Origin of the sequence: Bacillus sp. FSL K6-3312 (assembly GCF_038007485.1) — a bacterium.
Taxonomy (GTDB): domain Bacteria; phylum Bacillota; class Bacilli; order Bacillales; family Bacillaceae; genus Bacillus; species Bacillus pumilus.
Window position 1 is genome coordinate 2,541,280 of sequence record NZ_JBBOXI010000001.1, and the last position, 13,036, is coordinate 2,554,315.

General features: G+C 41.7%; 18 protein-coding genes, 1 riboswitch and 1 other annotated feature. Of the genes, 5 read left to right on the forward strand and 13 right to left on the reverse strand.

The window, feature by feature from the left end; all coding sequences use genetic code 11:
- Positions 1-68 precede the first annotated feature (68 nt).
- Complete coding sequence (locus MHI11_RS13200; RefSeq protein ID WP_003212097.1) at positions 69-515, forward strand: MarR family winged helix-turn-helix transcriptional regulator; 447 nt, start codon at positions 69-71, stop codon at positions 513-515.
- 32 nt (positions 516-547) lie between these two features.
- Here MHI11_RS13200 and MHI11_RS13205 read toward each other — a convergent pair whose 3' ends face one another.
- The 6 genes from MHI11_RS13205 to purU all read right to left on the reverse strand — a co-directional run bounded on the left by MHI11_RS13205 (position 548) and on the right by purU (position 6,092).
- On the reverse strand, positions 548-976 hold the full coding sequence (locus tag MHI11_RS13205) for an organic hydroperoxide resistance protein (protein ID WP_044138892.1): 429 nt from the start codon (positions 974-976) through the stop codon (positions 548-550).
- Between the two features lie 151 nt (positions 977-1,127).
- Complete coding sequence (locus tag MHI11_RS13210) at positions 1,128-1,265, reverse strand: phosphatase (protein WP_065097131.1); 138 nt, start codon at positions 1,263-1,265, stop codon at positions 1,128-1,130.
- Positions 1,255-2,391 (reverse strand): Rap family tetratricopeptide repeat protein, encoded by a 1,137-nt coding sequence (locus MHI11_RS13215; RefSeq protein WP_065097130.1) that lies wholly within the window; start codon positions 2,389-2,391, stop codon positions 1,255-1,257. Before MHI11_RS13215 ends, MHI11_RS13210 begins: the two co-directional genes overlap by 11 nt.
- A 124-nt stretch (positions 2,392-2,515) precedes the next feature.
- A complete protein-coding gene (locus MHI11_RS13220; RefSeq protein ID WP_185106981.1) occupies positions 2,516-3,763 on the reverse strand; it encodes a glutamate-5-semialdehyde dehydrogenase in 1,248 nt (415 codons plus the stop codon).
- A gap of 12 nt (positions 3,764-3,775) precedes the next feature.
- A complete protein-coding gene (gene proB, locus MHI11_RS13225) occupies positions 3,776-4,873 on the reverse strand; it encodes a glutamate 5-kinase (protein WP_113767581.1) in 1,098 nt (365 codons plus the stop codon).
- A 55-nt stretch (positions 4,874-4,928) separates the two neighbouring features.
- Positions 4,929-5,146: a binding site (T-box leader), on the reverse strand.
- 43 nt (positions 5,147-5,189) lie between these two features.
- Positions 5,190-6,092 carry a formyltetrahydrofolate deformylase gene (gene purU, locus MHI11_RS13230; RefSeq protein WP_065097127.1) on the reverse strand — a complete coding sequence of 301 codons (903 nt, stop codon included), beginning with the start codon at positions 6,090-6,092 and terminating at the stop codon, positions 5,190-5,192.
- Positions 6,093-6,254: 162 nt separating this feature from the next.
- Between purU and MHI11_RS13235 the strand changes: the two genes are divergently transcribed.
- Positions 6,255-6,440, forward strand: coding sequence for a hypothetical protein (locus MHI11_RS13235; RefSeq protein WP_034663011.1), 186 nt, complete (start codon positions 6,255-6,257; stop codon positions 6,438-6,440).
- Positions 6,441-6,472: 32 nt separating this feature from the next.
- Here MHI11_RS13235 and MHI11_RS13240 read toward each other — a convergent pair whose 3' ends face one another.
- Both MHI11_RS13240 and MHI11_RS13245 read right to left on the reverse strand, forming a co-directional pair.
- Positions 6,473-6,787: a DMT family transporter gene (locus tag MHI11_RS13240; RefSeq protein WP_065097126.1), complete on the reverse strand. Its 315-nt coding sequence runs from the start codon at positions 6,785-6,787 to the stop codon at positions 6,473-6,475.
- Positions 6,784-7,113, reverse strand: coding sequence for a DMT family transporter (locus tag MHI11_RS13245; protein WP_065097125.1), 330 nt, complete (start codon positions 7,111-7,113; stop codon positions 6,784-6,786). Before MHI11_RS13245 ends, MHI11_RS13240 begins: the two co-directional genes overlap by 4 nt.
- Positions 7,114-7,179: 66 nt before the next feature.
- Positions 7,180-7,288: riboswitch (guanidine-I (ykkC/yxkD leader) on the reverse strand.
- Positions 7,289-7,508: 220 nt separating this feature from the next.
- Between MHI11_RS13245 and MHI11_RS13250 the strand changes: the two genes are divergently transcribed.
- Together MHI11_RS13250 and MHI11_RS13255 are read left to right on the forward strand one after the other, a co-directional pair.
- Positions 7,509-7,643, forward strand: a complete 135-nt coding sequence (locus MHI11_RS13250) for a YrzI family small protein (RefSeq protein ID WP_065097124.1) — start codon at positions 7,509-7,511, stop codon at positions 7,641-7,643.
- Positions 7,644-7,817: 174 nt separating this feature from the next.
- Positions 7,818-8,861 (forward strand): bifunctional transcriptional activator/DNA repair enzyme AdaA, encoded by a 1,044-nt coding sequence (locus tag MHI11_RS13255; protein WP_065097123.1) that lies wholly within the window; start codon positions 7,818-7,820, stop codon positions 8,859-8,861.
- A 17-nt stretch (positions 8,862-8,878) separates the two neighbouring features.
- On the opposite strand, the gene MHI11_RS13260 is transcribed toward MHI11_RS13255, so the two are convergent.
- The 5 genes from MHI11_RS13260 to MHI11_RS13280 all read right to left on the reverse strand — a co-directional run bounded on the left by MHI11_RS13260 (position 8,879) and on the right by MHI11_RS13280 (position 11,964).
- On the reverse strand, positions 8,879-9,424 hold the full coding sequence (locus MHI11_RS13260; RefSeq protein ID WP_065097122.1) for a GNAT family N-acetyltransferase: 546 nt from the start codon (positions 9,422-9,424) through the stop codon (positions 8,879-8,881).
- A gap of 17 nt (positions 9,425-9,441) precedes the next feature.
- Positions 9,442-9,930: a small multi-drug export protein gene (locus tag MHI11_RS13265; protein WP_065097121.1), complete on the reverse strand. Its 489-nt coding sequence runs from the start codon at positions 9,928-9,930 to the stop codon at positions 9,442-9,444.
- 314 nt (positions 9,931-10,244) lie between these two features.
- Positions 10,245-10,997, reverse strand: a complete 753-nt coding sequence (locus tag MHI11_RS13270; RefSeq protein ID WP_340961208.1) for an HAAS domain-containing protein — start codon at positions 10,995-10,997, stop codon at positions 10,245-10,247.
- Between the two features lie 4 nt (positions 10,998-11,001).
- The gene (locus MHI11_RS13275; RefSeq protein WP_065097119.1) at positions 11,002-11,328 is read right to left on the reverse strand and encodes a PadR family transcriptional regulator; all 327 of its coding nucleotides are present in this window, start codon (positions 11,326-11,328) and stop codon (positions 11,002-11,004) included.
- Positions 11,329-11,442: 114 nt separating this feature from the next.
- Positions 11,443-11,964 carry an acyl-CoA thioesterase gene (locus MHI11_RS13280; protein ID WP_065097118.1) on the reverse strand — a complete coding sequence of 174 codons (522 nt, stop codon included), beginning with the start codon at positions 11,962-11,964 and terminating at the stop codon, positions 11,443-11,445.
- Positions 11,965-12,143: 179 nt separating this feature from the next.
- On the opposite strand from MHI11_RS13280, the gene MHI11_RS13285 reads away from it, so the two are divergent.
- Positions 12,144-13,025 carry a dimethylarginine dimethylaminohydrolase family protein gene (locus MHI11_RS13285; protein WP_065097117.1) on the forward strand — a complete coding sequence of 294 codons (882 nt, stop codon included), beginning with the start codon at positions 12,144-12,146 and terminating at the stop codon, positions 13,023-13,025.
- Positions 13,026-13,036 lie beyond the last annotated feature (11 nt).

A 13,036-nucleotide genomic window follows, 5' to 3' on the forward strand; every position in this document is an offset into this window, starting at 1 on the left:
TATTTATTTTAAAAAAGAAGAAAATCTTATACAATGATAAGTATGACAAAAAATAGTTGGTGACTGACATGACAAATGAATTCGAGCATATGAAGCTGGAAAATCAGCTTTGTTTCTTGTTATATGCAAGTTCAAGAGAGATGACGAAGCAGTATAAACCGTTATTAGAAGAGTTAGACATTACGTATCCGCAATATTTGGCACTGCTTTTATTGTGGGAGCATGGGACATTAAATGTGAAAACGATGGGAGAGCTTTTATATTTAGACTCCGGTACACTCACACCAATGCTGAAACGGATGGAGCAAAACGGACTCATCATCCGCGAGCGCTCGAAAGAGGATGAACGTTCTGTGCAAATTCGTTTAACGGAATATGGTGAGCAACTAAAAGAGAAGGCTACTGCAATTCCATTTCAGATGCTGTCTGGGACAGGCAGATCGGAAGAAGAGTTAAAAACGCTGCGCGCCTCTTTGCATGAGCTTTTGCAAAAATTAACACAATCAAAAGGCTGAGGGAATATTCCCTCAGCCTTTTATGATATCAATTATTGTGCGACAGCTACTAATTCTACTTCAATATTTCCTTGAGTTGCTTTTGAATATGGGCATACGCCGTGTGCTTTATGAACAAGCTCATCTAATGCTGATTGCTCGATTCCAGTTCCTTTTACTTCTAGCTTAACGCCTAGTTTGAAGCCGCCATCTGAACTGTCTTTTACTAAGCTCACATGTGCTGTTACTTCACTTTCAAAACGGATACGCTCTTGTCTTGCGACCATTTGAAGGGCTGAATCAAAACATGCAGAGTAGCCTGCTGCAAATAATTGCTCTGGATTTGTTGCTTTTTCAATTTTTTTCGCTCTTGGTGTTCCAGGCATTGCTACATCATGCTCAAGCACACCATCAGTTGAAACAACCTTTCCTTCTCTTCCTCCTACAGCTGATACCGTTGCAGTAAATAAAACTTCTGACATGTATATAACCCTCTTTCTCTCCAATAATATTTTCCACAATTTAATTGTACACAATTAAAATTCAAGAGTCAACGAATACACACTCTTTTTTTAAGATTTCCTTTCTCCTCTATTTTATGTACACAGTAAAAAAAGCCCTTAATAAGGGCTTTTAGAGGATGTCATGCTGCGCATTTGGTTGTTGTAGCGTATGGTTTCTGTTATCCGGGTCGGCATTTGGTGCTGCTGCCAGCCATAATGCCAGGATGGTGATGCTTGTACAGACGACTGCCCATTTTTTAAAATTCATATAAACAATCCCCTCTCTGAATATAGATTCGAGCATGTTCCGCTTCTCCGTAGAACATGGAAGATTTTTCATAATCTTCCATTTCATTATAATGCTTTGCGGTGTCTAATGCCAGCTCCTCTATATCTGGATATGCATAGGAAGACTCTAAAAAATGAAAAATTCGTTTAATATGCTCCGCATCTTGCTTTAAATACAATGCTTCTAAAAATATCGTCTTTTGAATATGAATATCATCCTGAAGTGCTTCTGCTCGCTTCATACATTCTTCTCTGTAGTGTAAGGCTTCTTCGTGTTTACCTTGTTTGTATAATATCTGAGCGGCTGTATAAAGAGGGTCTATGGATCGACGAAGGTGATCGGATTGATTTTGGTCAAATAACGAGATGGATTCTTTCATTAGTTCCAGTGCGCGGTCAAGATCTCCCATTCGGTAATAACTGTTGCCCATATTAAACAAAGAGGAAGCAATAAATCGCACATTTTGAAAGTCTCTTGATCTCGCAAGCGCTCTCTCGAGATGTGGTAATGCCTTTTCATGTCTTCTCATATCATCATAATTACCTGCCACAATAAATTCGCACTGGATCGTGCGAAGCGCATATAGCTCATGCTGAATATAGACATCTAGCGCCAGTTTGGCATGATGCATCGAGATATGTGTTTGTTTCATGTGATAATATATTTCTGACATTTTAAAATGAAATTCCGCACGTTCAATATCATCTGACACAAAAGAAAGCTTGTGCTCTGCCTTTTGATAAGACGAGATGGCAGCAATATACTGCCTACGGCCAAATTCATACATGCCTCTGAAAAAATGATAGTAGTATTCAAGCATGCCTGTGACATGTGTTTGATGCTCATCTATTTCTTTCGAAAGCTCGGAAAAGTTGGCGCGAAGCTTTCCTTCCTTTAATGGCTTTAAATAATCGAGCATAACCTCATGTCTGAATTCCATTAAAGAAAAATAGAGAAGCAAATTCTGATCTTCTTCCATTGAATCAAGAGAGGTGCGAATTTCCTGCTTTAGTTGTTCTGCTTGTTCTGAATCAAATCTGCGGATTAATTCATACCACTTGTTGATTTTCACTCCAATATCCGAAGAGGGAATGATTTTCGCCATACGTTGCCTTCTCCAATCTTCTCAAAATATAAAACATTACCATATTTTATCATACTTGACCGAAGAAATACAAAAATGAAAGGAAAAAGAGAGCCTATTGTCACGAGACTCTCTTTTGAATTCGTTATTCTCTTATTTGTCCTTGACCGCGAATGACAAACTTTTCAGAGGTTAAGGCAGGCAGACCCATAGGTCCTCTTGCATGCAGTTTTTGTGTGCTAATCCCTATTTCTGCTCCGTAGCCAAATTCAAAGCCATCTGTGAACCGAGTAGAGGCATTATGATAGACAGCGGCAGCGTCAACAGCTGTTAAGAAAAGTGACGCACTTTGATCATTTTCCGTAATGATCGCTTCAGAGTGCTTGGAGCTATACGTTTGTATATGCTGAATCGCTTCTTCTATGCTCTCTACGATTTTAATACTGACAATCGGGGCTAAAAACTCTGTTTCATAGTCCTCTGTGGTCGCTAATGAAGCACTTGGCGCAAGGGCACATACAGCTTTATCGCCCCGTATCTCTACCCCATTTGCATGAAGGGCTTCAAATAACGAAGCGCCATATGTTTTTGCCCATGTTTCATGAATGACAATGCTCTCGATCGCGTTGCAAACAGATGGCCTTTGGGTTTTAGCATTCAGCACAATCTGCTCAGCCATTTCGTTTTTCGCTGTTTCATCAATGTAGATATGACAGTTCCCTGCACCTGTCTCAAGCACTGGCACGGTAGACTCTCTCACGACAAGATCAATTAAATTTTTCCCGCCGCGCGGAATAAGGACATCCAGATATTCATTTAAAGTGAACAGCGTTTTCGCCGTTTCACGGCCTGTATCTTCAATCAATTGCACACTGTCTACTGGAATATCCGTTGTGTGAAGGGCTTCATGGATCACCTTCACAATCGCTTTATTACTATGAATGGCAGAGGAGCTCCCGCGAAGAATAACAGCATTCCCAGTTTTCAAACAAAGGGTGGCAGCATCTACAGTCACGTTTGGTCTTGCTTCATAAATCATTCCAACCGTTCCAAGAGGCACACGTACCTTTTCGATGTACAGACCGTTTTCTTTTTGAATGGTTTCTAATGTTTCACCAATTGGGTCTTTTAGGTGAATGAGTTGAAAGGTCGCGTCTGCGATGGCTTCAATTCTCTCTTCTGTGAGTGTAATCCGGTCAATAACAGAAGGCGTGAACTGCTTTTCCTCTGCAGCCTGCATATCCTTTTTATTCTCCTCGAGTAAATAAGCGGAAGATGCTTTAATTGCAGTTGCGATGGCATGTAAAGCTGCATTTTTTTGCTCCGTCGTTTTTAGCAGCATCTGATCTTTGGCTACACTTGCTTTTATTGCTTTTTCAAGAACTTCATTCATCGTATTCCCTCCTCAGTTTTGTACATGCTGTACCCAGTGATCTCTGTGTATGACTTCAGGCTTCTCATTTGAAAGCTCATCACTTCGCATCCCTTTAATACCGAGAAGCTCATCGGATGCATACAAGGTTTGTCCTTTACCTACTAGTCCGTTCGGCCCTACGACTTCAACGACCTCTCCTTTAGAAAAGTCCCCAGCGACATCAATGACGCCAGCTGGAAGAAGACTTCTGCCATGATGCAAAATCGCCGCTTCCGCTCCTGCATCTATCATAATTTTTCCAGAAACGGGTGAATGGAATTGAATCCATTGACGGCGGTTGTTAACAGCTGATAAGTCCTGTTCTCCGATATACGTTCCGTCTCCTTGACCCGCTAGAATATGAAGCAGCTTATCTTCACCAGTACCTGTGCCAATGAAGACTTTCACGCCTAGTGAAAGTGCCGTTTGTGCAGCAGACAGCTTTGATTTCATCCCGCCTGTTCCCACTTTTGAGCCTGTGCTCTTCGCATATGAAAACAATTCTTCTGAAATGTGTGTTAGAACATCAAAACGCTTCGCCTCAGGATGCTCATTTGGATTTGCATTATAAATCCCATTAATGTCTGTTAAGATGATCAATTGGTCTGCATGAATTAAACCGCTGACAAGAGCTGACAGCATGTCATTATCCCCAAAGGTAAGCTCCTCAATGGAGACAGAATCATTTTCATTAATGATCGGTAAAATTTTTCTTTCTAGCAGCTCCATCATCGTTGCGTAAGCATTTCGATATCTAGTTCGATCTGAAAAGTCATTACGGGTTAAAAGCATTTGCGCAGGTGTCATGTGAAACTGTGAAAATAGTTCTGTATATTTCTGCATTAACAATCCCTGACCAACGGCTGCTGCTGCCTGTTTTCCCTTTAAGGTCACAGGTCTTGATGGATACCCTAAGCTGCCAAACCCTGCTGCCACGGCTCCTGATGAAATTAAAATAATTTCATGCCCAGCCTCTTTCAGCTTTGCTATCGCTTTCACATGATCCTGCATTTTTTGTTCATCAATGGCTCCTTTTTGCTCTGTTAATGAACTGCTGCCAATTTTGATGACGATCCTTTGCTTTTTCATTATTGATTCCCTCCGCTATACCTTTAGGCACAAAAAAATCCCTTTTTCTCCTTATGTAAAGGACGAAAAGGGATTTTCCGTGGTACCACCTTCATTGAATAAGCATACATCTACTTATTCCACTCAACTCCTGTAACGCCAGGCACGCGCTTAGATTTTTCCTCTAAGGCTCAAAGGGTAGGTTCAGCAGCTGTCTGCGGCAAATGTTTCAGCATGTCATTTGCTCTCTTTACGCATCAGTTCCTGCTTACTATTCCTTTTCAACGCTCGTTAATTTTTTTATATTATCACCAATTGCTAAGGAAAAGTCAAGCGGTCAATTAAATACAATCGTTTTATTCTCATGCACAATAATTCGATCTTCTAGATGCCATTTGACGGCACGTGCAAGCACACTCCGCTCAATTGTTCGGCCAATATTTTTTAAAGCTTCCGCATCATCCCGGTGATCTACACGCTCAATATCCTGTTCAATGATCGGTCCTTCGTCTAAATCATTGGTCACATAATGAGAAGTTGCGCCAATTAATTTGACTCCTCGCTCATATGCCCGCTTATATGGATTTGCACCGATAAACGCTGGCAGGAAGGAATGATGAATATTAATGATTTTGTTCGGGTGCTGTTCTATAAATCCAGGCGTTAAAATTTGCATGTATCTAGCAAGCACAATGGCATCAATATCATACTCTTCTAATATTGCGAGCTGCTGTTTTTCCGCTTCTTTGCGAATGTCTTTGTTCGCCTTTACAAAATGGAACGGGATTCCAAGCGCTTCTACTGTATCTTTTGCCGTTTCATGATTGCTGATCACGACCGCAATTTCAGCCATCAAATTGCCGCTTTGCCATTCCCATAGCAGCTCATGTAAACAATGAAGCTCTTTTGACACAAAGATTGCCAGCTTTTTCAGCTCACTTGCACGCGACATGCTCCACGTCATTTGAAAAGATGCTGCAATTGGCTCAAACTGCTGCTTCAGCTGATCCATATTTGCCAAGATGTCTTTCCAATCAAATTCAATTCTTAAAAAGAACCGGCCGCTTTCATGATCTGTTGTGTATTGGCTGGATTCAATGATATTTGCTCCGTGCTCAAATAAAAAGGAAGAGACAGCGGAGACAATTCCAGGCTGATCCGGGCAGCTGACAAGCAATCTTCCTTTTTGCTCATGCTTTTGTCTGTGTAATTCAAGTTTCTCTGTTATCAAAGTTCTCATGTATCATGACCTCATTTACGTTTTCATTCTAATGAAATATTATACTGGACTGGAAAGAGAAAAAGCAATGTAGAGCCCTATTTTTTATTGAATATTCATTCAATTCTGCACCTGGCGTGATATAATGTGAATAGACCTTTTATCATAAAAGGAGTGGTGGAGATGAAAAGTATGACTTTGTTTGGAAAAGTGAGCTTTTGGCTCGGCATCGTTTGTCTGATCACAGGTATTTCCCTTTTTATAGCCGGTGAAAGACTCATTCCTTTTCTCACATTTGGTGTGTGTTTTCTGCTTGTGAGCCAGCTTTACCGCAAAAATGAAAACGATTCCAATCATCATTCGATGTAACAAAAGGCTGGCATCTATCTGCCAGCCTTTTCTTATTCAATGATTTTCAATCCTACTGCCGCAGATAAAATCAGCGCGATGAAGAAAATACGTTTTGCATCTTTCGACTCTCCGTAAAACAGCATACCGACGGTGGCGCCTCCAGCAGCTCCGATTCCTGTCCAAATGGCGTACGCCGTTCCCATCGGAATCGTGTTCATCGCAAGAGACAGCATCAGAAAGGACATCGAAAAGCCAGCCGCAATGAATAAAATCCATTTGACATGCTTGTCTTTTTGGAATTGGTTCATCATGGTCACACAAAACATTTCTAAGATGCCTGCTCCAATAAGTAAAAGCCAGCTCATGATTCAGCCTCTCCCTTCTTTTCACCTGTTGTCAGCTTCAGTCCTAATACACCGCACAAAAGCATGACAATCAAAAGCAGTTTAACAAGCTGAACCGGCTCACCAAGCACCATGCCTATGACGACGGTACCTGCTGTCCCAAGCCCGGTAAAAACGGCATAAAGTGTGCCAACTGGCAGTACACTTGTTGCTTTCATGAGTAAATAAAAGCTCACGATAATACAAACGATGGTTGCGCCCCATTCTATGAGCGAGTGGGCATATTTCAGCCCCATCACCCAGCCGACTTCAAAGATGGCCGCAATAAAGACATTTCCCCATTTCATCTGATCTTCTCCTTTCTGAACGATTCCAACCAACAAAAAAAGCCTGGAAATCGATCGTTTGATCAACTCTCCCGGGCTTTTATCCCTCCGTGTCCATATGGCCTCTTCTAAAGACCCTATGTGTTTTCTCTCGGTCCAGACTGCACCAGCGCACGGAACCCTAGAAAACCAATTCATGATAAACAGATCTGACTTAGAGCAGATTCTGTATTAAAAATCTTATCACACCCCGATATGCCGGTCTACCAGTTTGCTCTCCCTCTTCAAATATACTTGTTCATTTTTCGAAAGAAATGATTTGGGACCGGCGTATACTAAGTGTTAGAAACAGATCAACTGATAAAGAGTATCTGCGGGATATTTGCGTGCTGCTAACCGAAGGGAAATGAACGTATATGACAATCCATTTATTTTTTATTACATTGACGATCAAGCGTAAATACAAGGACATGGAGACCGTTCTTTACGAACAAGAAGTTGAAACATTTTATGAAGAAATGAAACAGAAACAACTAAAGTATATGAGCTAAAACAGAAAAAATATGGAAGAAGGACCAAGTTAGACACGCTCAGACGTTAAAGGAACGATCATATCGCTGGTATAATGAACTCAGATTGATGTGATGAACGTTCAACTTTAGGATGCTGCATTTACAGATCATCCGTTGTATCGGCCCAAATAATGAAACCAAGAGGTGAATCGTATGATGATAACCGACGAACAGAAACATGAATTTTATCAAGCACTGGTTGACAAGAATCCGCAATATGACGGCACATTCTTCGCCGGCATTAAGACGACCGGTATCTTCTGCCATGCCACATGTACCGCTAGAAAACCAAAATATGAGAACTGTGAGTTTTTCTTTACAGCAGAGGAAGCACTGCTAGCAGGATATCGTCCGTGCAAGCGCTGCACTCCATTAACCTATCCAAACAGCATTCCAGAAGAAGTCAAAACACTCGTTTCAGCAGTTGAAACACATCCTGAAAAACGCTGGAAAGAAGAGGACTTTCGTCAATTAGGGATTCACTCTGCAACGGCTCGGCGAAAATTCAAAGAAATCTACGGCATGACCTTTGTTCAATATGCGAGATCACGCCGAATGGGGCTTGCCTTTAAAGAAATTATGAATGGAAAAAAAGTGATTGATCAGCAGGTCGCCTTGGGCTATGATTCTTCGAGTGCCTTCAATGATGCCTTTACGAAAATCATGGGAACCCCCCCTAAAAAGGCACAGACTAAGATTCTCCATGCCAATTTTATTTCCACACCGATCGGACGGATGATCAGCGTGACAGATGCCGCGCATGTGTATTTACTGGAATTTATGGACAGGCGGGGACTAGAAAAGGAAATTGAGAACATGAGAAAAAAGCATCATGCGCGTATTTTAGTTGGGGAAACAAACGTCCATCAGCAATTGGTAAAGGAATTGACCTTATATTTCGAGAAAAAACTGACGCAGTTTACCGTACCGCTTTCCATGCATGGCACCCCTTTTCAAATGAAGGTGTGGGACCTACTTACACGCATTCCTTCAGGCGAAACAAGTTCTTACCGAGATCTTGCTGTGATGCTGGGCGATCCGCATTTGGTCCGAGCGGTAGGGAATGCAAATGGTGCCAATCAATTGGCGATCATCATTCCATGCCACCGCGTCATTCAAACAAGTGGTGAGCTTGGCGGCTACGGCGGAGGGGTTGAACGTAAGAAATATTTACTTCAGCTAGAACAGCGGATATAAAATAAAAACGGCTCTGCTTATTTTGTAAGCGAGCCGTTTTCTTCGTTGCGGGTGATGCTGTATACATCAATGATTTGGTCCCATTTTGAAATGGTTTTTTCTTTTTTCATGCCCATTTTTAAAGCGACCTTTACCGATGCTTCATTGTCTGGGCGGATTAAGCTCACCATTCGTCTGACCTTCATTTCTTGAAAACCATAGGTGAGACAGCCTTTTGCGGCTTCAGCAGCATAGCCATTTCCCCACGCTGCTTTTTTTAGCATGTAGCCGATTTCAAGTTCTGTTTGTCCTTCAATGTTTTGCAGAACAATCCCGCTTTGTCCAAGTGGTTCATTCGTTTCTTTGTCTTCAATGATCCAGAGAGAAGTATGATACATACGGTCATTCTTTTGATTCCATGCAATCCACTCTTTCGTCTGCTGCTCATCCTTCAAAGAAGGATAATACTTCATTACTTCTTCATCTTGGAACAACATGTCATATAAAAATGGCGCATCATGTTCATTCATCGTTCTCAGTCTAAGGCGCTCTGTTTCAAGCACTATGCGTGTTTGAAGTTTCATTTATGGTCTCCCCTCACTTACCGATTAAAAATATCACCGAACAATCCATTTGAATCTGGGGCAAAGTAATGGATTCCCGCACCGGTTAAACTAGCTGCCAACGCCGTCCACATCATTAAACTGACTGTCATCCACACTGCGACTTGCTTTCTTTTCGTTCCGAAGCTCATGCACATAAATGCCGCTAGATGACTGCCGATGATAAAAGGACCAATGAGCGCTAATCCCGGGAGACCATATCGTTCCCAAATTTTTCTGGCTCGTAGTTGCTTTTTTTCTCCTTTTCCATCACTTTTGTCCTCTTTTCTCCTCAACCGCCATGCTTTGAAGCGGTCTACGAAAACAATGAGGAGCAAGACTGTGAGAAAGTTGCCGATGAATCCGATTACAGCCGTTGTCACAGGATGCAGTCCACCTAAGATGGCCAGTGGAACAACACCAACCACTTCAAAAAAAGGCAAAGCAGCCAATACAAAAACAAGTACATATCCCCATAAGATATCCAAACGCAGAACCCCTTTTCATTTTTGTCCTCTTCCCATTGTAATGAAAAATACGCTACCATTTCTACATTTTTTTAGAAAAAGAAAAGCACATCGGATAGGATGTGCTCTCAGATTGTTGACAAAGGGCTAAAATGATCTTTATTTTAGGCCTTTGTCTTCTTTTCAGCGTGATTGATAACCTTTGAAGTCTAGGGAGGACGAGCACCAAAGCAGAGCGAATTTGACATTCGTGAGCACCAGCGCGCAGAACTGACAACGAATGCGAGGGTTTGTCTACACGCTGAAAGCACATCGGATGGGATGTGCTCTGTTTTTTACTTCGTGTTTTCATTTTTCTTGTTCGTCCGGCGTAAGACCATGAGCATAAGCCCTATTACGATCACAACCGATAGTAGACTTTGCATGAGAAGCACGCTTGGTGATGTCCAGCCAATCCATTCGAATATGAGCTGCGGTCCGAAGAAGATGATCGGAATCAATGAAATGAGATTCGCCTTCATGATCGCATTAAAGACAATGATACATAACAGCATAAGTAGGATGACGCCCCATCTTTGACCTGAAGTCAGCACAAGTAATGGTGTGCCGAGCTTTTGATCCAATAGTTTGATTGTGACCATTGAAGTCAGTTGAAAGATTCCTAAGATCCAAAAATAAAGAAATGCCCGGCCGCTTGTCTGAAAGGCAGACGCTCTAAACATCACAATGATCATGATAACATTGGCAACTAAAACGAGCGGATATCCTATTAACGCATACCAAGAATAGGATAAGCTTTGACTGATCGCATCTGATAAAATCATATAGAAGAGTGATCCAATTAAGAAGGCACTGACGAAGGGAACCCAGTCTTTATGGTTTCCTGACAGCTCTTTTGCGAGTTCATCAGCATAGCCCCTCGGATCTCCGCCAAACACAGCCTCCCCTGTTTTGCCATCTTTTTCAGCCTCAACGGCATGTGTCGTTAGCTCATCCATCAGTTCATCAATTTCGTCCTCATTTTTTCCCAATGATATGAGATAAAATTTCAGCTCTAGTAAGATGTGTCTTGTTTCTTTTGATACCATAATCTCACTTCCCTTTTTGTAGTAAACAGTTCACATTTTTTGAAAGCTCACTCCAGCGAGTAATAAACTCTGTGAGCGCTTGTTCTCCAGCTTGTGTGAGCGTATAGTATTTCCTTTTCGGCCCGCTTGCTGATGCTTTTGTGACAGTGGTCACGAGCTGTTCCTTTTGCATACGCAGCAGGATCGGATAGATACTTCCTTCACTAATTTGATCAAACCCATAATAAGCGAGCTTCTTCGTCATTTCATATCCATAAATCTCACCCTCTGAAATAATCGACAGCAGGCAGCCTTCTAAAATTCCTTTTAGCATTTGTGTGGATGTTGTCATCTTTGTTCCTCCGATTTCAGTATCTTGCATCACAAGATAGCATCATCTTACCACACACTATCTTGCCATGCAAGATACCGTCATAGAAAAAAATCACCGCTTAAAGGGTGATTTTTACGCCCATGGTTTATCTGTCCCAAGTGCGTCAGCCAGTGCCTTACTATGCTTTCGGCGGCTTTTTCTTTCTTCAGCTCGCTGTTTTGCGGTTTGATGCAACATGATTTCTTCCTCTGTTTCCGGCATCACCTGCGGGACTCGTTTAGGTTTTCCGTTTTCATCTAACGAGACAAATGTCAGAAATGAAGTGGCTGCAAGTCTGCGCTCTCCAGACATCAAGTTTTCTTTGATGACCTTGACGAACACTTCCATAGAAGACGTACCCACCCATGTGACATAGGACTCTAAACATACCGACTCCTTTTGTCCAATCGGCTCTAAAAAATCAACTGAATCCATTGATGCCGTGACCGTTTCACATCGGCTGTGCCTTGCTGCCGAGATGGAGGCAATGTCATCTATATAACTCATTAATTTCCCGCCAAATAAGGTTTGGTGATTATTCGTATCGAGAGGAAATACCCTGCTGGTTTTGACAACTTTCGATTCCTTGCAGTATTTGAAATTTTCTTCACTCATCATCATAGCTCCTTCTTGCTGTTTTCGTGAATGCGGAACGACTTTTATTAAACACTATTCTTTTAGGTTTGTCTAAACTTTTTGCTTTAGTCTCTTGTGAGAGATTTTCTTTCGGAAATGTTTCAACTATGACTAGAACGAGGAATAATAGAACTATGAACAAACAAGGAGGCCATTTGATGGATTCTATAAGAGCAGAGCAAATACACAAAATGCCGCAATGCATGAGTGAATATGATGATTTACAAGAAGTCCTTTTATGCAGTCCCATCTATATGGAAATCAAACAGATCATCAACGAAACCCAAAAACATTTTGCAAGAGAAAATATTTCTCAAATGAAAGCCATTGCTCAGCATAAGCAATTGATCCAAACCCTAAAAGACCATCAAGTACGCCCCATTATGCTTCCTGCAAATGACCGCTTTCCTGAGCAAGTCTTTACTCGGGATATTGGGTTTACGATTGGACATACACTCTTTGTTTCAAGCATGGCCGCTCCGGTTCGGCAAGGAGAAGAACAATTGTTAAAAGAGTGGGCACAGGGAAATGGCTTGAAAACTGTTACCCTGACAAACGGAACGATTGAAGGCGGCGATGTACTTGTGGATCAAAAACGCGTATTTGTCGGAACGAGCAAAAGAACAAACCCAGCCGCTATTCATGAGCTTAAAAAAGAACTGCCGGATCATGACATCATTCCCATTCATCTTCCTCCTCACATTTTGCATCTCGATTGTGTGATGAATATTCTCTCTCATGATGAAATATTGATTTATCCAGAAGCGTTCAAAAATGAGGATCTTCACCTGCTCAAAATGCATTATCATCTAATTGAAATAAGCGAACAAGAGCAATTCACACTCGGCCCAAACGTTTTATCCATTGGACAGAAAAAAGTGATCAGTTTGCCCATCAATCAAGAAACAAATGCTGCATTAACCGCTCACGGCTACACTGTCATTGAAGTGGATTTTTCAGAAATCATTAAATCTGGCGGCTCTTTTAGATGCTGCACATTGCCGATTCGGCGTTCGTTCACTAAAAAAGCCAGCGTGTAGAACAGCTTGTC